This window comes from Legionella pneumophila subsp. fraseri, from assembly GCF_000586315.1.
Taxonomy (GTDB): domain Bacteria; phylum Pseudomonadota; class Gammaproteobacteria; order Legionellales; family Legionellaceae; genus Legionella; species Legionella pneumophila_B.
The window spans coordinates 22,993-41,717 of sequence record NZ_KK074226.1 but is presented as its reverse complement, the minus strand read 5'-3'; the positions used below and the strand labels follow the sequence as shown (position 1 = coordinate 41,717).

Below are 18,725 nucleotides of genomic sequence, written 5' to 3'. Positions count from 1 at the left end.
GGATGTTCCAGAATGAAAAAAATCTTTTACGTCTTGCTGCTTATTTCTTCACTCGCTCATGCTAATTGTGTGATCTATTTTAACGAACAACCTGTTAATAAAAAGTTATCCGATCCTTTGTATTCTCTGTTATCCAATGCTGAAATTTGCCCTCAATCCATACAGGAATTAAGAAGTTCTATGAGATTGAAGGGATTAAAAGAAGTCATAGGAATGGTCGCTAATCGAGGAAGAAATAATCCAACTGAAGGTAGTTTCAGTTTTTTTGAATCCGTGTATGGTGCATTAGCTACTGACCAATTGATTGCAAAGGGGGAGTTATTTCTGGGGTATTTTACTCGGTTAAAAGATGGCCTAATCATTTTGGATCAAAAACCCAGGAAAGGTAAATTATTAATTGAAGCAATCAGCTGGGATACTAGAAAGGCGCTTTATAATTTTTATGAATTGCGAGGTATAGAAAATGGGGGGGTACGTTGGTTTTATCGAGGAAACTCGAAGGATGCTTATAAAGATAACACCTGGTTATATAGAATAAGTCCAGAGGGTGAAAATCATTTTGGCAGTCGTATGCGATGTTCAGCTTGCCACAACTCCGGCGGGCCGATCCTTAAGGAACAGGCCCTTCCTCATAATGATTGGTGGACTAATCAACGTCCGCTTATTTTGCTTCCCAATAAGCCTGATAGAGATGTGGGGCAATTATTGGAACAGGTCAGTGATGCCAGTTTATTTGCCAGTGACGTGATAACAGGAATGCAGCATTTGCTTAATAGTAAAAAAATGCAGGTATTTCAAGGAAAACTGTCATTTCAGGAGCAGTTACGGCCTTTATTTTGTACTACCGAAATAAATCTCCAGTCCAGTACTGACTCATCAGAAACAGTTGTATCCATTCCATCAGCTTTTTGGCTGAATCCATTATTAGGCAATATTGATTTAACTATTTCAATTGAAGATTATAATCAATTATTGAAAGAGTTTAACATTCGTTTCCCAGAAACTTCTTTACAAGACGCTGATCATGCCTGGCTTACACCAGTCAAGGGGGAGGCTGATCTCAACGCGATTAAGCAACTTATCCAACACAATATAATTACCAAGAAATTTGCACAATCTGTGCTGATGATCGATTTTACCAATCCTTTGTTTTCATCAAAACGATGTGAATTATTAAAATTAATACCGGAATCCAGCCAAACTAATGGCAAAGAATGGATGGAACAATTTTTGGTCAACTTAAGAAACAATGAGGATCAATTTAAAGGGGCACGTCAGTTAGCTGATTATATGAGTAATGGGCAATTGGATTCAAAAGATCTAATGAAAAAAATAAAAATTTATGAATATTTTCTTAACCAGTCTATATCAACCCGATCAGGATTAAGGAAACATTTTCAACAGTTAATCGAGTTGCGAAAAGCTGTTTTTAGTAATGAACTATCACAAAACCCCTTAGGTCAAATTTTAGAACCAGGATTTCGAGTGATTTTTCCTGAAAGTCAGCAGTAGACAAGAGGTCTGGTATTATTTTCTCTGTACATGACTGGTGTTTTTTTTTCATGTACAGAGAATTAGTTTCTATGAAGGATTTGAAACGATGAAATTGATAGCCTTTCCTCCACCAATTGTGAATTCAACCGGAATATAGGGTAGGTTACAGAGAAACAGAGTGACAATGAAAAATATTCCAGTACTTATATTCCCCATATAAATCCATTGTTTTTCCTGGTTTTCATTCAAGAATGCAGTGATAGCGTAAGTCAAACTGAATAGTATGGCAACTAGTAAGTAAATGAATGTATTAGTATCCAGCGAGAAATCGGAAAGGATTTTATAGGCCATCATTAAAGCCAGGAGGAACAGAATGACTCGATAGACTCTTAAAGATAATTTTAACCAGGAAGGGTAGTCTGATTTAATAGTTCCATCCTGAAAATAGGCATTGAAGAATATGATACCAGCTGTAGTTAGTGGAATGAGTACTATTAACGGATTGATGTGTTCCTGACCGCTCGAAAAAGAATGAAATGCGTATAATATAAAATAAAGGATGCTTATTGCTGCCAAGAGGGGAAACAGGTAATACATGATTCTAAGTAGTAAAAAACGCATGTTATGAATGATGTTGAGATTTTGTTGTCCAACACCTAAACCCATAAAAAATAAGGTTGTATTACTGATTAATTTGAAATGATGATTATAAAAATACAAATCCCACAAATAATTATTTCCAACAGTTTTAAATACAAAAGATCCCAGTACAATCAGCAAATTGGCCAATGAGGAAAACACGAAGGCAATAAACAAAAGGGGAATGGTATTCCATACCCCAGCAAATAAACTGCTGTAACTTACCCGCCAAGTGTTGTCGTGATGGAACGCGTAATGGAAGCAATGAGCGACGTAGATAAAAAATGGGAAGCCAACAAAAAAGGTAAAGAAATGGAAATAATCTCTCATAGAGTAGTCCATTTTCAATGGAAACAAGGGTATCGATAAAAAGAAAGCAAGCAGAAAGCTGGTGCCAATCAGACGAGACAAATTGACGTTGTTATAGGTAAGCGCAAATAAAATACCAAAGATGGTGACAACACTATATATAAATGCGGTCGTATTGTGATTGCGTGTCAGTATGTCCACTGTTACCCCTAGAAGTAATCCAATCAGGGTAAAAATATAAAGGTGTCTTTGAGCAACCATCCTGTCTTTCTCCACTAGGGGTTATATTCATGATTCAGAGTTTAGTAGAATGCCCTAATCTTTATCTAAAAATAATTCTAACTCAGTTACTTAATTGATCTGAATTGTTTATTAAAAATATTTTTTCGTTCCCAATCTGCGCCTGTGCCAGACCTACTCTCATTCATTTAGAAACTCACAAAGTAATCTTTGAAAATGATGAGTGCCTTGTTCTTTTGTTGGGGAGAAGCGCCCCGAATCATAATAGCGAGATTTTATCCCTTTTTGCACAGATTCAACTACTCTTTCATCCTCTAGTTCAACCTGATCAAGTTCTCCACCAGCCCCTTTTCCAAGCTTGGATTCATCAAGAACAAAAGATAAAAAAGAAACCTGTGTTAACTCAGGACTGAGAGGTTTGACCACATTAACAGAACAACCCCAGGGATAAAAATTAAGCATGGTATTGGGGAATATCCAAAAGTAATAGGCGGCAACTTGTTTGCCATAATCTTGTGCCCCTCTGGGTAAATCAAAGCTGACTTCGTCAGGATTTGCCAAAGCCAATTGCAGATTACAGTAGCGGAAGAGTTCTGTGGTGTAGGTGTTGCAATCAATTACTTTTCTTAGTGACGGATGTACAAAAGGGATATGCAATGCTTCCAGGTAATTTTCACAATATAAGGCCCAATGCGCTTTGAGCAGATAATCTCTGGATCTTTCTTTGCTTAATCGCATTTTTTCCATAGGGAGCCAAAACAACCTTTCTTTAATTTCTGCAAAAACTTCATGAAATGAGATAACGGGTGAGAGCGAAGCAAAAAGAAAAGGCTCAAGAATACCCGTTGAAATTTGACTTAAGTTATCATTGCTTGACGGAAAATCTTTTGTGAGTTCAAATTCAGGCATATGAAGTAATTCGCCGCAAAAATTAAACCGACGGCCATGATAGGCGCATTTGATTTTATGTGCCATGCAAGGTTCTTCGATGAGAATTTTACCTCGATGGGTACATACATTACTCAAACAACGAATAGTACCCAGTTCATCTTTTGCAAACAGTAAGGGTTCTTCAAGAAATCCAGGCAGCAAGGTAAAAGGGATTAATTGTCTATGGGTTTTTAGTTCTTCGGTACTGATACAAAATTGCCAGGTTTTACTGAATATTTTTTCTTTTGTAATTTCGAACCATTCCGTTGATGTATAAAATTCAGAAGAGATTGTGGAGGCTTTTGTAATATCAGGATCTATATAGAGATTCTTCATGAACATTTCCTTACCGTTAAGAGCAAAACCTGAAAAAAGAGAATAAAAATTTTAACCATTTCTTTGGATGAAGCGATGGTTAAGGTCTGATAAAAGGTAGTGCAAACCTTTATACCCTGTCAACTTGTTTATTTATTAACAAAATGATTGATTAATCGCCCTGATGATGTAAAAATAAACACAATTTAGGTTTTAAGGAACTATTGAATGCGATATAGCCGGTTTTTATGTTTATTAAATGGCATGTTATTATCCAGTAATGTTGCAGCGGTTTCGCCCTCTGCCCCTATATTTAGTCCTTATGTTGATTTAACGATTAATACTCATTGGGATTCGCAATCACAGGATATGGAGCCAATGGATTTGATTTCCCCAGCAAAAAAATTAGGGATCAACGCTTATCATTTGGCTTTTATTACAGACAGTGGTCAATGCCAACCTGCTTGGGGAGCCCAGCAAAATTATAGTGTGGCAAAAGGGTGGGGTAAAAAACAGTTCGAAACTTTGTCAAAAGAGGGTATGCAACTCACCGTTTCATTCGGTGGGGCGAGTGGCACAGATATTTCCTATCATTGTGATAAAAATCAATTAATTGATACGTTTAATCAAGTGGTTAATCAATATCATGCGAATGTTCTGGATTTTGATATAGAAAATGGAACAGCCAATATTCCTAACTTGTTACAATCTTTGAAATTATTCCAACAGGAGCATCCAGATGTCTTGTTAAGCTTTACTCTCCCAGTGATGCCAGAAGGATTAACCTCTGTTGGAAAAGAGATAATCACCTCAGCGGCTACTCTTGGTCTTCATTTTAGTGTGAACATAATGGCCATGGATTATGGACCAGCTTATAGTGGCGATATGGGAGATTATGCGATATCCGCGGCAACGAATCTTCATCAATTTTTGCAGGAAATTTATCCGGATAAAAAGCCAGAGACTTTATGGCATATGATTGAAGTGACGCCAATGATCGGTGTGAATGATGTGAATACAGAGCAATTTACCTTATCTAATGCGGCCCAATTAAAACAGTTTGCACAGAAAAACTCGTTGGGAGGATTATCCATGTGGTCTTTCAATCGGGATAAACCTTGTGCTGACCAATGGGCAAGTCCCGTATGCAGCGGTAATAATTTGCAGAGTCATGATTATGAATTTGTGAAGTATTTTCAGTAATGGAATTAATTCAGGATTTCTTACCTCTTTTCAATAAGAAAAAATAAAAACTTGATTTTAAATTACCCATGTTAAACTCAGAAGTTTGAGGTTTAAATATTAAAGGGGTTGTGTTTAGCTCTTAATTTTAGAGAAGTGTCAATGGATATGCTCAATCTTTATAGTGAATTTGATTTTGCAAAGGTAGTGCTATATCTATAGGTTTGTCTGGATTTGGTGAGGCGGTATTTTGGTCTGACTGAATTAGTCTATTCATTTTTCGCAACAAACTCTTTCCTATTCATTATTTCATAAATTGCAGGGTTTGTTGACAAAACTTCGCGGATTTTTCGAAAATCACAACAACTTGGTTTGGCAAATGCGTTGATGATGCAATTAGCATTGTCGCTGTGATTATTATCTCTGTTATTAACTATCATTTTTTTGATTTCCATAATGGCATTGGTTATATTTACTTCTTCTGACGAGTCAATCTCTCTCACAATTTCTTTTATCTGTTTGATAATAGTTGATACTGTGCCATCTTGATTTCTCAAAAAATCATCATTTTTTAATACCCTGTAGACTGCCAAAATGTTTTCTTTCCTTTCATCGGCAGGTATCTTGACAATACTCATATGGATTTTTGCGTTATTGGATAAAGACAATTGTTTTTCATTAGCTTTAATTCTATCTTCATTTCTAGCTGTAAAGTATAGTTTTTTGTCTTTAGGCAGCACATCTTTAACCATTGCTATCTCCTGAGCGTCTTTAATTTTATTCTCATGTTTGATTGCAAAATCGAGCCTATTAGTCAACGGTAATTCATATACAACGGAAGCGAGCTCTGCCGCATTGTTAATTTTATCTTCATGCTTAATTGCAAAACTTATTTTTTCATCTTGCGGTAGTTCAATCAAAACAGAGACAAGCCCTGCGACATCCTTAATTTTATCTTCGTGTCTGTGTGCAAAATTTATTTTATTTTCTTGGGGCAGATTATTCAAAATATAAGCAAGCCCTTGAGCATCCTTAATTTTATTTTCATGTTTAAGTACAAAATCTATTTTGTCATCCTGAAGCAAACCATATAAAAAAGATCCTAAGTCGTAGCCATTTTTAATTTTATTCTCATGTCTGCTTGCAAACTTCAGTCTTTGATAATAAGGTAACACCAATAGAACAGACCTAATGTCCTTGGCATCGTTGATTTTATCTTCTGATCTCATTATAAATTCGAGCCGTTGCTCATCAGGTAAATTAAGTGATACTTCATAAAGTTCAGAGCTATCTCTTATCCTATCTTCACAATCGATTGCAAATTGAAACCTTTCACCTTCAGGTAAACGAAATAAAACCGATGCAAGTCCGGTAGCGTCTCCAATTTTATATTCACATGTGGTTGCAAACTTAAGCTTTTTGTTTTCAGGTAGCTTGGTTAATACATTAGCAAGATCAAGTGCATCTCTAATTTTCTTTTTACACTGGTTTGCAAAATCTAACCTTTGATCAAGAGGTAAATTCTCCAACACAGCGTTAAGGCTTTTGCTATCACCGATTAAATCTTTACATTTCCCTGCAAAATCCAGTTTTTTTTCTTCAGGCAGTTCCTTTAAGACATGAGCCAATGTTTGCGCATCTTTGATTTTATCTTGATGGTCAATGGCAAATTGCATTCTCTTATCTTTTTCTATCACAAAAAAAACTGAAATAAAGGGTAGTTTGTCTAATCTTCCCTCGTAAAATTGTTCGCCATAGATAGCTCGCACTGTCTCCTGGCAATTAGGAATTTTCAACAGTCTTTCTAGTAGTGTTTTGTTTTCATTTTTATGGGAAGTTTTCTCACTATAAGAAATTTTATTTGATTTTAGTAACTTATCTTTAAATTCAGGGTTAGTTTCGGTAATCCTTATAATACTTTCTAAATCCCCGGATTCAAGCAATTGAATAACAAGTTCGTCTGTTATCTTGTTGCTGCCAATATTTAATCCTGCTTGTCCGTAAACATCACGCAGATTACGCATCAAAGGCAATTTTGAGTTTAATTTATTCAATTGGTTTTGATGCTTCATAATGTCAAATACAATATTTTCAGCCAGTTTTTGAATTTTATGATTAAAGTGATCTTGCATTTCCTGATTGCCGGGTTTACCCCAATGATAATCCCGCATGGTAATAGGCGCATCAGGTGGTGTCATCAAACGTGCCTGAAGAGTTTCTATATATTGTTTATCAACTCGACCTCTGGTCATTTCATTCAATAACTGCGAAATGTTAGTTGTTTCACCTCTTTCTGTTAATAGAGGATTTAAACGTCCTCCTGGAGCTGCTAAATAGGCGTACTTATCTACTAACTCTAAAGGTAAGCTCACTTGATATAAAGCTCCTTGGCCTTGGTATGGAAATTCTTTTGCCAAGGCTATTAGTTGATTTATTATGCCCACACCCACTCCCATTGATTGAATACTTGCAGACAGCATGTTCTGTAAATTAGTTTTGGTAGCTGATTCATTGTTAGTGTAATATTCAATTGTGTTGGAGCCCTCCACATTATGACTTCCAAATAAAAAAAGATTAGCGGATATTGCAGATTCCATATAACCACTATCATAATTACTAACCTTTCCACTTTCAGAAATGTCTTTAAAGTGACTGATGAATTCTTCAATAGTAAGGCATTTATGAAAAAGAGGATTATCCATACGTAAAGCACCGATACCGCTGTTTGCAGCAAGAATTTGATAAATTGCTGTGTAGACAGCGTAAGCGTAAGCAATATCGCTATTCGTGCCATGATAGAAGAAGACTCTCTCGGGATGGTCTTTTTCATACTGAATCATCTCGGCAGTTTGATTAATTAGCTGCTGCTTTTCTTCTTCTGATAATCCCTTGTTATGTTTATCTAAAAACTTTTTTATATTCTCTGCAGTTGATTCTTGAACACGAAAATCATCTCCCATAACTACTTTAAGATGTAATTCGCTTTGAGAAAGAATACGTTCGCCAGTATTTGCTGGTTGATAGTCTTTTTTGATGAGTGTTTTAGGTTTTTTTGAAGAAACATGCCCTTTCTTTTTGATCTCATCGAGCACTTTTGCTTTTTTGATAGAGGTTGCTATTATCTCTGTCTCAACTTGTTCAGGAGATGCAATTGGTCGATAAGTATTTTTCTTGCTTTGCTCAGAGCTATCTGGTTCCTCAGCCAAGCCTTGCGTGCTCTGTGTACGAAAATTACTATTTAATAATAGGTCATCGATCAAGGCATTGACCGGTCCCTGACGCAGCATAGCATAAAGAGGCGGAAAAATAATCACATCCTGATTGTTTATGTCTTTAACTTGAATGGTTATCTGTTCTTCTTCAACAATAGCACTGTTTTCTTTTAATGCATTCTGTAAATTTATTAAGGGAACCCAATGAAATGACTCGTGTTCTTTATCAAGTAGTTGTGTAGTATCAACCGGATTAATGCCTTCAATAAAATACATTCGATACAAGTATTGTTCACTATTTGAGGTTTGAGTGATAATGTCGTGAAACGGGGCCTCAGCTAGCTCTCTATCGCTATAATCTAGCACCCCATTGGACTCTTCCTTTGCCTCTCTTTGCGCAGTTCTTGCAAGGGATACATCCTCGATATCACTCTTACCGCCAAAATTATCACACCAATTATGACGTGCACGTTTTGATAACAGAACAAATAATTCACCATTTTCATCCTTTTGGATATGCATGACTCCTGCTGCAGTTTTTCATGCTATAGCCGCTTTGTCACGTTTGGCAAAACGCTGTGTTGCAAATCCATAGCGTTGAGCCAAGTTATCAAGGCGATTGGAAAAACCAGAAAGTAATTGACGTTGAACAAAAGAGGTAATTTCAAGCTGTTGGCTTACTTCCCATATGGTTTTCTCAATTGTAGAACGCTGATTTATCAAGTCATGAACCTGTCTTTTAATTTCTTCGGGACTTAAATCGCCAAACCATAGAGCCCCAGAAAGATTGATTTCATGATTACGCATCGAGTCTATTTCACTAACTTCTGCTGACAGCTCTTCGCGCAAATCACCAAGGGCTCTAAATATAAAACAGGCACCTGAGTCGATTAATCTTGCTTCACCATCTTCTGTTTGAATAAAGTTATCCAACTTGGCAACATCAATATTCCCCATGAATGCATGAACTATAAAATTCCTGCGTGCTTGGGCAATAATAGCTTTCTCATCCTGGATTTGATGTGGTTTAAGCAGTTCGGCAAGTTGAACCGTTCTTTCAACATGTTCAAAATTTAGTGATTTAGCTAAAACCTGGTTTACAGAACGATACGCTTGCACGTGGGCAACTGGTACTCTCAAACGCTGATAAAGCACATTCATCAACGCTTCAACTTTTATTTGCACCTCACTAGAGCCAAACTTTAGAACATAAGCTTTTTGGTTACTAGTATCTCTAACTTTATATGTACTTGAGGTTCCACCGCCAAGTGATGCGCCAAGCTCAATAGATGACAAATTCTCAGGAAAGCCTTCTGGTTTGTCTGAGTCTGTTAATAATTGTGTACACGGTTTGTAATGATAATAAGTAGTTTTTATATTTAACTGAGCATCAGTAATTGCTTTATCAATTGCCTCAAGTTGACTTTTGTCATTCTCAAAAATATGTAACTTTTTAGAGCGTGATGTTTTCTTTAGGTACTCGAGCAGAGTCCCTGTTTTGTCTTTGGAGTGAATTAAAACATCATAGCTTAAGTCCAAATGTTTTAACTGCGCAATGGTTTTCTCGTTGTATTTTTCATCGTATGAGGTAAGCAGTATCACTGGATGTTTAGTTTCTTTTAAATACCTGAGTACGGCCGGAAGATTATTGTCAGTTAATGCTGGCGGAGTGTCACCATGCTCCATCACTGGGTTACGCACTAGAATGTCATTAATATTCAATACTACTACATCACCCTGGGGGATATTTGCTAAAATTTCACCAATGCCTCGGTTATTTGTTAGATTTTTGATTGCCATGTTTATAAACCTCAAGATACATTTTGTTGGATATTATTTATAATTATAGATAAATAAGTGAAACTATATGAGTTCCCCCTATTTTTAATTCATAAAATAATCAAATAACTTTTATAAATTGAAATAAACAAAGAAAAAAATAGTTTGGATGAATTATCCATGTGGTTTTTTTGCCAAGATAAACCGAATATTGATGAATTAGGTGATATAATTTCCACCATGATAAATTCTATGAATAATATTTAGATAATAATAGATGAATATACTGGAGCTGAGATTAAGCGGGTATTTCTCTATTTATTGTTTGGAAGAATGCGAACTGGCAATTAGGGTTAATTATGAAGAGTAAAGAAGAGCGATTTAATGAATGGCGCCAAGAAAAGGCGAAAGCAGAGCAGGCATACATTAAAACTGTTCCATTAGTGGAGGAATATATTAAATCATTTGATACTTTAGCTCAGCTTAGACATGATGTGGCTAATCCTGATTCTGAAAAAATTAAAAAAATGGACGCACATAAAAGGCGTACTCTGGGCGTTTTACTCTACGCCAAATTAAAATTGGATGAAGTCTTGGAAAAAATTCCAGATTCTGATAGTCAGGAAAAGGATTTATTAGTTGAATTAAATAATACTGTAAGTAAAGTGTACGATAATCCCAAGTCGGATGCCAAAAACAGAGTAAAAGTTTTAATAGAAACGACAGAACACTTATTGGATATGGAAAATCATTCTGATCCACAATTGGCTAAAGAATTATGCGCCGATCTGTATGCTTTGTTATGCATTGCAAAGCGATCACTGAATAAAAATGCAATACTGGCAGGGTGGTTCATCGATGTTGAAGAAATCAATCAAAAACTGAATGAATTATTAGAAAAGACAGAAGCAAAAGTCGAAAGCCTGGATAAAATCCTGTCAGAGAAACCAAGTGAATCATCAGATGCTCGTAAAGAAGACAAAACAATACAGGAATATTTTAATGAGCGATTCACAGAAATTTTAAGTAAAGATGAAGAGCAAAGAACAAAACTGGATAAGTTAAAGGTTAGCCTCAAAGAGGTGACTGCAGGACTATCAAATATTGTGGTTTTAAGGAAAGAAAAGGCAGAAATTAGTGAAAAAATTAAAAAAATTGAAGCTTTACTGAAAGCAGTAGAAGAAAACGATAGAAAAGTAACAGGAAGACAATATTTTTTAGATTTGCTAGACAGCCATAAAGAACACTTTAATGCTCTCATGAGTACTGAGGGTGGGGAATTAAAAAAACAGTTGGCAGGAAAAATAGAACAACTCAAGAACCCGGATTTTTATCAAACTGTTTCTTCGACCCTTTTATGGGGAGCAAGCTGGGCCACTTCTCTAGGAGCAGTCATTTATCGCCAGGTAACTCCTCAAGCGGTTCAGGATACTGTTGCAACTTATGTTCCTTCAACACAGGACAGTGAAGCAAAAGCTCTTTTGAAGGAATTGGCAAGACAGCAGTTAATGGAGTTAAAAAAACAACTGGGTATTAAAAGTGATGAATTGGTTCAGGGATATAGGCAAATATCCGGTGATAGTCCTGAATTGGAAAAGCTGATAATGAATGCCACTTCAGACCATCTGGAACAAATTGCAACAGCAACAAAAGAAACAAACAAAGTTCTTGATGAATATGATCAAATTGAGATTAAGCTTAAGGATAATGTAGAAAAACTTAAAGGAAATCAGATTGTTCGAAGACAATTGTCTGATTTTATTGAGAAAAATGACACCTGGGTAGTAAAATTATCCAACTGGCTTGCAGAGAATATCCACGAAATATTTAAGTCAGATACGGCTCGGATGATTGATAAGGCTAGAAAAGCCCAACAAAAACTGGGAGAATTTGAAAGACAGTATCAAACGGAGATTGAAACTGAAAAAGCAAAAATTGAAAATAATGATTCATTATCCTCAGAGATGAAAGTTTTTTTAAAAAATCAGTTTGACGAAACAAAAAAAACAGGTGGAATGGAGCAGAAACCACAGAAAAATCTCAGCAAGGAAACTCTTCATAAAGTACTTGTTAACCTGTTGCCTGAACATGAAGAGATCTCATCTGGGGTAATATTCAGTCCGTTTAATTAATCAGGGATTAGAACAATGATATGAGCCAAGCGGTTGATCAAGGTCAAGTAATTGATCGATTAAATCGGTATCTCAAATGGCATAACTTGCCAGTTAGCATGAATGAAGAAGGAATTTGCAATGGCTTGGTTACTGTGTATGCAAAATACGTTCTCGAAAGTAAAGAAAAGCGCTTTTTTAAATTGCTTGATCAGATAGTCAGAATGGAACCAGACACAGCAATAGAGTCTGCAGTGAATCAGTTTGTCTATGATGTCGTTCTCACTTTATTCCCACATCAATTTAATAAAAAACTAAGTCAGGCTAATTCCATGTGTGCCTTGACAATAAACAATAAACCCTTGGTTTCTTCCTTTGATTTTGCAATTGCAACTCATGATAAAAACTGGGAGGAAATCTTTAAAAATCTGGCCCTGCAAGAGGATGAGATTCTCCGTGTTAGTGGTACTGTGCATGCTGTAGCCGTCAGAAGAACAAATAATAAATACATTGTATACGATCCTAACTACTCTTCTGGTACTAAAGAGTTTTCCAATGAGCACGAATTGATTTCCGAGTTGCATTACAATGTGTTCGGCTATCATAATGGATTTTATATTAAGGGTGGTCTTTTAGGGATGATGATTAATGTTATCCGTCATCCCGACAATAAGAAGCCAAGAGCTTTTCCTCAAATGACTCAGCTTTATGATCGTTATTTAACTGAAAACAATATTAATGACGTCGCTGTTTCATTTCATGGTGGAACATTTAATACTTTAGAGCATGCTGCAATGGTTAGTCATGCCGAAGTAATAAAAAATTTGCTTGAGAAAGGAGCAAAGGATAATGAGCAGCAGGCTGCTGGAAATGCTGTTATGTACAACAATGTGGACGCATTAAAAGCTTTACTGGGAAAAAATAGAGAGACAGAACTCTTTCAAAGGCTATTTCACGCGGCCTTGGAGAACGGGAGAGAGGAGGCTTATGATACCTTATTTTCCATGAAAGGTGCTCTGCCATTTAATTCGTCTATTCAAGCCATTCGAGCTGCAGCAAAAGGGGGTAATTCTGTTCTATTAGCAAAGGTAATGAATTATTTTAAAAGAAATCATATCGGATTTTCAGATCTTAAGGATGCCATTCCTTCTGCAATTGCCAGTGGAAGTGTCCAATGTGTCAAATTACTGGTTAACCAATTAAATGAAAATAAAAAACCTTTAGATGATAAAAAAAAGATGGAGTATTTGCTGGAGTCAATAAAGCAAAATCAATCCTACATGGTTGCTTATTTTATTAAAGATATTCCACCGGAACATTTAAAAACAATCTATATGAGTGTCTCTGCTGTTGAGAGAACAAATCTGCATATTTTACGTCAGTTACAGAATTATGGGGTTCCATTTTCAGGTATGTCAAAGGCTGCTTTTGAGCAAAAAGAACACCGTCTTATCGGTTTAAGACTGATACTAGGTATTTTTCTTTGTAAATTCACTGATTTTCTTAAAGAAATCTTGTTGAATGATTGCGGAATACATTGCCATCGATCAGAAGATAATGGAGTAAAAAAATCATTTTTTGCTCTCCCTAAAAGTCTGGTTGAAGTTGAAAAATTACAAATCCCCAAACTTTATTAAGACATAGTACTAATGACAAACAGTACTCATAAGTTTATATTAATGAAATAAGATGACCTGAAAGGAGCTTGGTTCATTGTGAATATCTTACTGGCGGGAGGTTCCGGATTAATAGGGCAAGAGTTAGTTCGTGGAATGGGAGAGAAGCACCATTTTACCGTGCTGGGGCGTGATAAAGACGTAATACAAAAGATTTTTACAACAAAAGCATCCTCTTTGTCCTGGGATGAATTAAATACCCAGGATGCCAGTCGCTTTGACGCTGTAATTAATTTATGTGGTGTCAATATTGCCATTTCACGATGGACGCCAAAAATAAAAGAAGAAATAATCAGTTCAAGAGTTCAAACAACAGAAACATTGCTTCATTGGATTTTGCAGCAAAATGCAAAACCTCACTTTTATTGTGCCAATGCGGTTGGCATTTATGGCTTACAGGACAATGGTGATGCGACTGATTTGACCGAAGACACAGAAATTAATTGGGAACACCCCAAGGATTACCTAAGTGAAGTGGGAATTCGTTGGCAACAAACTTTAAAAAGGGCAGAGGAAGCGGGTCTCGCTGTGACTTCCACACGTTTTGGGGTTGTTCTAAAAAAAGGAAAGGGTTTTTTGGGGAAGCTCTACCCCAGTTTTATTTGCGGATTAGGGAGTACTATTGGAGATGGTCGCCAGTATCTTTCCTGGATAGACAGTGAGGATTTGGTCAATGCCTATCAGTTTTTGTTAAATCATCCTGAAATTACTGGGCCTGTGAATGTGACTTCACCAAATCCCTGCATGCAAAGAGAATTTGCTAAAGCTTTTGCCAAGTCTCTGCATAGACCACTGCTATTGTGGACTCCTGCTTTTATAATTCATCTTTTATTTGGTGAAATGGGTGATTGTTTAATCAATCATGGACAAAAGGTAAAACCCAAGCGACTTTTGGAAGCTGGTTTTGAGTTTAAATGGCCTAGCATTGAAAAGGCATTAAAGCATCAGTATTCCAGTGCATAGCATCAGCATTTTCTAATAGATTGTATGTTTCTGAGGGGTATTTAAATACCCTGCCAGGTATTCAGTAACTTACAGGGTATTTATAGTGACTAATTAACGAGCGCTTTTAAAGTATTGTTTTAATTTCATTGGAGAAATTTGAGAGCCATCTTTGATAGCAGCGGCAATTAAATTAGGAGTGCCTGTGTCGTAACTGCAAATGATGTCTTCGTCTTGTTGATGAGGAACTCCAGGAGCATTCATCATGCTTAACACTTCATTCGATGCTTCCAAAGCGCCTTCATCGGAATCTGCTTCAATTGGAGCAATGAAAAAACCCCAAACAGAAGAGGTGCTGTAATCACTGATATTATAAGCCAGATAGTAATTCATGCCAATTTCTTCAACCATAGGCAAACCTTCCGCCTTGATTACATTGATATCCGGGCAAGCACCTTGTTGAGAAGCAAAAGCAGAACCGGCGAGAATTAAAGCGCCAAAAAAAGTCGCTAATTTAGATTGAAACATCATGTTGTTTACTCCTGAGTTGTTTTTAATTCCGCGCAAAGAGTATCATTTGCCTAGAAGATTTACAATAATGTTGTAATTTGCGATTGGAGGGTAAACGGAAAACAAACTGGCCTTATTCTCAGGGGTGTTTTTATGCAATTTTTAAATGAAAAAATTCCTTTTTCTCAATCTTCGTATGAATTAAATGGAGTGAGAATTCAAAATAATAACAATTAATAGGACATGCTGTGCGAGTTAGAATCTTTAGGAAGCAATTGTTTCTCAATGACTTGCAAGAGGATTTTCAGTTCTCTTTCATACATGGTTCTGTCATATCCACCTTCCAACCCCCAATAGATGGTGTCAATGCAATCTTTATTCTCATTATACAAAGTGAATATGGATTCATAGAAGTAGCCAAGATCACCGTCATTAAAGCGGAATTGATGGGCAGCAGTTTTTCCCATCATCCGGCCATTAACAAATTTACCACAATACGCTGTTTCATCTTCATGAGAGTCCCACCCGGTAGGGAGATATAATGCAATTTTTTGCCCTTTTGCTTTAGCCTCCCTGATCGATTCTTTTAGTTGCTCCAGAGCAAAAAGAAGAGCAGGATGTACGCCTACTGATTTTCTGGATGTTAAGCTGAGATCCACGGCATAATAGTTTAAATTATTGTGATGCCAGACATGGATATTTTTCCCTATATCTACGCCTTCAGAGTTGAATTCATTATTAATGTAGGCAAAATCTTGTTGTGGGTATACTCTGGAATCAAACACATCGATGTGGCAAATGGATAGATGCGAAAATGAGTGTCTTAAAATGTCACATAAGCCATTGTCGCGATTAACGTCAGTTCCTATAATGACAAATTTGGGTGGTTGAGCTGAACTCAACTCAGCCTGTTTCATCAGCATGGCTGTTTTGTTGATAAGACAAAAACCGCTTCCCATTTGGGTGTAGGCATGATGGCTTGGCAAACCAAAAGAGAAATGAGCTTTTGCCGGATTGAATAGAGTGGTTGCGCAATCCCTAATTAAAATTTCAAAGGTTTTTGGAGTAACAACCAGATCCGCATTTAGTTGTTTAAAGCCAAAATGTTTCGCCTGAATACAGTATTTAATGAGTTGATACAGATAATCTTCGGAATGAACGGCTCGCAATGCGCGTAAAATAATATCATCTTGTGGCAGCAGATGAAAAAGTGCGTGAGCTTTTGGTGTATCCCCTTCATCTATCGCTGCAAATAAGTCTAGCCAGTAGTATGGTAACCTGGTTTCCTGAGTTGTAATAATAGGTAAGTCCCCATATTTTTTTATAAGCGCTGACATATGTTTTATACGTAAGTATTGATCTTCTTCACCGCCTGCTGGCATGCGTTGCATTTGCTCATTGTCTATTTCAGAGGGAATTTGGATAGCGCATTCTTCACTGTATGGAGTGACAAGTCTTTTGTTTTTCTCCATTTTTGCTTTCTTAAAAAATCCTTTATCCTTGGCCATATCCATTCCTAAATAACTGGCTTCATTTCTTATATTTTAGAATAGGCGAGTGGGAGATTTTAATCCAGAGATTTGTTAAGTTGGTGACTATCAAGACAGAAGGTACTACTTTATAATGTAAGTAGAGATCAGGATAGGGTGTCATTTAGTCCTGACTCATACAATTTCTCCATTATCCAATTAAGTCGAGGGTCTATGGTACAACATGACATAATCCAACTGCCTCCAAAACCTTATGGTGCTCATCTAATCACTAATGAAGTGATGCAAAAAATTACTCTGAGAGGTACTGGATTATTGCATTTGTTTATTCAGCATACCTCCGCGGCACTTGCTTTAAATGAAAATGCTTCTCCTGATGTATTGCTTGATCTCAACCAGTTCTTTACTCAACTTGTTCCTGAACATCAGCATTATCATCATGATATAGAGGGGCCAGATGATATGCCCGCTCATATTAAGTCCATTTTGTGTGGATCTTCTTTAACCATCCCATTTCAGGAAAATAAGCTGCTATTAGGTGTTTGGCAAGGCATTTATTTAATGGAATTCAGAAAGCAAGCAGGGGCAAGAACTATTGTTGTCAGCCAATTGATTTAGGATTCTAAGATTGAGCCATACTAGTGATTGAATCAATGTGAGCTATCTCCGGTATTTTCCTGTCTCTCATAAGTAAGAAAATCCTTCTATTTTTAACTATACTTTATATTATTTTGGAACCAGGGCAGCCTCATGATGACTGATCATTACTTGTCTAAGAAAAAGATGTTCACTGTGGCCTCTTGTCTATTTTTACCAAATCAGGTTTTGTTGGCTAATGATACTGCTGTGGGTGGGGAGGGTTCTTTGCCAATTCCTGTTTCTCAGCCGCACATAAAAATGGTCAGTGAGTTCATCAGGATCAGTGGAAAGAATTTAAATGAGCCTCAGATGAATGGTTCCTGGCATTATAATTGTAATTTCACGTTTAAAAATACCTTAAATAAAGAAGTGACTATTTCAATGGCTTTTCCATTTCCTATAAACGACGGCAATTCAGAAATTGCCTTACCAGCAGGACAACAGACCAATGTTGGTCAAGCATTGGTTTATGATTTTCAAGTTACAGTCAATGACAGGCAAGTTCCAGCACAACGCGGTAATATCGCTCCAGATCACAATAAAGGCCTGTATTATGAGGATGCCTATTTCTGGAAAACCACATTTCCACCGTTAGCAACAGTCAATATTCATCATGATTATTCGACAGGAGCTACTTATGATGTGATGGGGTATCATTGGGTTCGTTACGTTTTAAAAACAGGTGCGCTTTGGCAGGATGGCAGCATTGGACATACAAGGCTTGAAGTGATTCCCAATACACCAACACGTTTATGCTCTGAGATAGAGCCAAAGGCAGAATACCTCAATCCCGCTCCATCAGGAATGAAAATTTCAGGCTCACGAGCGGATAGAAAATACATATGGGATTTACGGCATTTTCAACCCCAAGCAGATTTGTCACTTTGTTTATTTACGGGGATTAGCTATGTTCGTTATAAGGTGATTTACCCTTGGCTGAATTCAGATGACGCATTAAGCAAACTAGCCAGATTAAGTCATAAAGAATTACGATTCTTACGAAATACTATTTATGCGCAATATGGGCGTCCATTTCAATCACCCGATTTACAGGAATACTTTAGCAAGAAATGGTGGTATGTGCCAAATCCTGATTATTCAGACCGCATGCTCAATGAAGAAGATAAGAAATTATTGTCAATGATTAATCAGGCAAAATCAACTCAATCGCCGATAAGCTCTTTATAATAAATCTCATATGAGACTTCTATAACTAATAAAGGCTGCTTTTGACAGGTGGCTATAACCACCCAGGTA

At 36.7% G+C, this 18,725-nt stretch carries 13 protein-coding genes; 7 read left to right on the top strand and 6 right to left on the bottom strand.

What is annotated here, in order from left to right; all coding sequences use genetic code 11:
* Positions 1–12 precede the first annotated feature (12 nt).
* A complete protein-coding gene (locus CC34_RS0112750; RefSeq protein WP_028379617.1) occupies positions 13–1,512 on the top strand; it encodes a hypothetical protein in 1,500 nt (499 codons plus the stop codon).
* Positions 1,513–1,581: 69 nt separating this feature from the next.
* Here the strand turns inward: CC34_RS0112750 and CC34_RS0112745 are convergent, their stop codons facing one another.
* Both CC34_RS0112745 and CC34_RS0112740 read right to left on the bottom strand, forming a co-directional pair.
* On the bottom strand, positions 1,582–2,703 hold the full coding sequence (locus CC34_RS0112745; protein ID WP_027227262.1) for a hypothetical protein: 1,122 nt from the start codon (positions 2,701–2,703) through the stop codon (positions 1,582–1,584).
* 159 nt (positions 2,704–2,862) lie between these two features.
* Complete coding sequence (locus tag CC34_RS0112740; protein ID WP_028379616.1) at positions 2,863–3,948, bottom strand: SRPBCC family protein; 1,086 nt, start codon at positions 3,946–3,948, stop codon at positions 2,863–2,865.
* Positions 3,949–4,155: 207 nt separating this feature from the next.
* Between CC34_RS0112740 and CC34_RS0112735 the strand changes: the two genes are divergently transcribed.
* Positions 4,156–5,130, top strand: coding sequence for a chitinase (locus CC34_RS0112735; RefSeq protein WP_028379615.1), 975 nt, complete (start codon positions 4,156–4,158; stop codon positions 5,128–5,130).
* 248 nt (positions 5,131–5,378) lie between these two features.
* Here CC34_RS0112735 and CC34_RS0112730 read toward each other — a convergent pair whose 3' ends face one another.
* Positions 5,379–8,843 (bottom strand): NUDIX hydrolase, encoded by a 3,465-nt coding sequence (locus tag CC34_RS0112730; protein ID WP_028379614.1) that lies wholly within the window; start codon positions 8,841–8,843, stop codon positions 5,379–5,381.
* A gap of 18 nt (positions 8,844–8,861) precedes the next feature.
* Positions 8,862–10,121 (bottom strand): serine/threonine-protein kinase, encoded by a 1,260-nt coding sequence (locus tag CC34_RS0112725; protein ID WP_028379613.1) that lies wholly within the window; start codon positions 10,119–10,121, stop codon positions 8,862–8,864.
* Between the two features lie 338 nt (positions 10,122–10,459).
* Here CC34_RS0112725 and CC34_RS0112715 point away from each other — a divergent pair, with 338 nt between their 5' ends.
* The 3 genes from CC34_RS0112715 (at position 10,460) to CC34_RS0112705 (ending at position 14,850) form a co-directional block, all read left to right on the top strand.
* Entirely contained in the window at positions 10,460–12,232 is a 1,773-nt protein-coding gene (locus CC34_RS0112715) for a hypothetical protein (RefSeq protein ID WP_028379612.1), read from the top strand.
* A 20-nt stretch (positions 12,233–12,252) separates the two neighbouring features.
* Positions 12,253–13,848, top strand: a complete 1,596-nt coding sequence (locus tag CC34_RS0112710) for an ankyrin repeat domain-containing protein (RefSeq protein WP_028379611.1) — start codon at positions 12,253–12,255, stop codon at positions 13,846–13,848.
* Positions 13,849–13,926: 78 nt separating this feature from the next.
* Positions 13,927–14,850 carry a TIGR01777 family oxidoreductase gene (locus tag CC34_RS0112705; protein WP_027227257.1) on the top strand — a complete coding sequence of 308 codons (924 nt, stop codon included), beginning with the start codon at positions 13,927–13,929 and terminating at the stop codon, positions 14,848–14,850.
* 93 nt (positions 14,851–14,943) lie between these two features.
* On the opposite strand, the gene CC34_RS0112700 is transcribed toward CC34_RS0112705, so the two are convergent.
* Both CC34_RS0112700 and CC34_RS0112690 read right to left on the bottom strand, forming a co-directional pair.
* Entirely contained in the window at positions 14,944–15,360 is a 417-nt protein-coding gene (locus CC34_RS0112700) for a DUF4949 domain-containing protein (protein ID WP_027227256.1), read from the bottom strand.
* A gap of 212 nt (positions 15,361–15,572) precedes the next feature.
* On the bottom strand, positions 15,573–16,847 hold the full coding sequence (locus CC34_RS0112690) for an arginase family protein (protein ID WP_028379610.1): 1,275 nt from the start codon (positions 16,845–16,847) through the stop codon (positions 15,573–15,575).
* 195 nt (positions 16,848–17,042) lie between these two features.
* On the opposite strand from CC34_RS0112690, the gene CC34_RS0112685 reads away from it, so the two are divergent.
* Both CC34_RS0112685 and CC34_RS0112680 read left to right on the top strand, forming a co-directional pair.
* Positions 17,043–17,447: a secondary thiamine-phosphate synthase enzyme YjbQ gene (locus CC34_RS0112685; protein WP_027227254.1), complete on the top strand. Its 405-nt coding sequence runs from the start codon at positions 17,043–17,045 to the stop codon at positions 17,445–17,447.
* Between the two features lie 132 nt (positions 17,448–17,579).
* The gene (locus CC34_RS0112680) at positions 17,580–18,656 is read left to right on the top strand and encodes a YARHG domain-containing protein (RefSeq protein WP_027227253.1); all 1,077 of its coding nucleotides are present in this window, start codon (positions 17,580–17,582) and stop codon (positions 18,654–18,656) included.
* Positions 18,657–18,725 lie beyond the last annotated feature (69 nt).

Excerpts from the sequence above, each read along its gene's own strand:
- CC34_RS0112750 (WP_028379617.1), top strand. The coding sequence starts at position 13 with ATGAAAAAAATCTTTTACGTCTTGCTGCTTATTTCTTCACTCGCTCAT.
- CC34_RS0112745 (WP_027227262.1), bottom strand. The coding sequence starts at position 2,703 with ATGGTTGCTCAAAGACACCTTTATATTTTTACCCTGATTGGATTACTT.
- CC34_RS0112740 (WP_028379616.1), bottom strand. The coding sequence starts at position 3,948 with ATGAAGAATCTCTATATAGATCCTGATATTACAAAAGCCTCCACAATC.
- CC34_RS0112735 (WP_028379615.1), top strand. The coding sequence starts at position 4,156 with ATGCGATATAGCCGGTTTTTATGTTTATTAAATGGCATGTTATTATCC.
- CC34_RS0112730 (WP_028379614.1), bottom strand. The coding sequence starts at position 8,843 with ATGCATATCCAAAAGGATGAAAATGGTGAATTATTTGTTCTGTTATCA.
- CC34_RS0112725 (WP_028379613.1), bottom strand. The coding sequence starts at position 10,121 with ATGGCAATCAAAAATCTAACAAATAACCGAGGCATTGGTGAAATTTTA.
- CC34_RS0112715 (WP_028379612.1), top strand. The coding sequence starts at position 10,460 with ATGAAGAGTAAAGAAGAGCGATTTAATGAATGGCGCCAAGAAAAGGCG.
- CC34_RS0112710 (WP_028379611.1), top strand. The coding sequence starts at position 12,253 with ATGAGCCAAGCGGTTGATCAAGGTCAAGTAATTGATCGATTAAATCGG.
- CC34_RS0112700 (WP_027227256.1), bottom strand. The coding sequence starts at position 15,360 with ATGATGTTTCAATCTAAATTAGCGACTTTTTTTGGCGCTTTAATTCTC.
- CC34_RS0112690 (WP_028379610.1), bottom strand. The coding sequence starts at position 16,847 with ATGGCCAAGGATAAAGGATTTTTTAAGAAAGCAAAAATGGAGAAAAAC.
- CC34_RS0112685 (WP_027227254.1), top strand. The coding sequence starts at position 17,043 with ATGGTACAACATGACATAATCCAACTGCCTCCAAAACCTTATGGTGCT.
- CC34_RS0112680 (WP_027227253.1), top strand. The coding sequence starts at position 17,580 with ATGATGACTGATCATTACTTGTCTAAGAAAAAGATGTTCACTGTGGCC.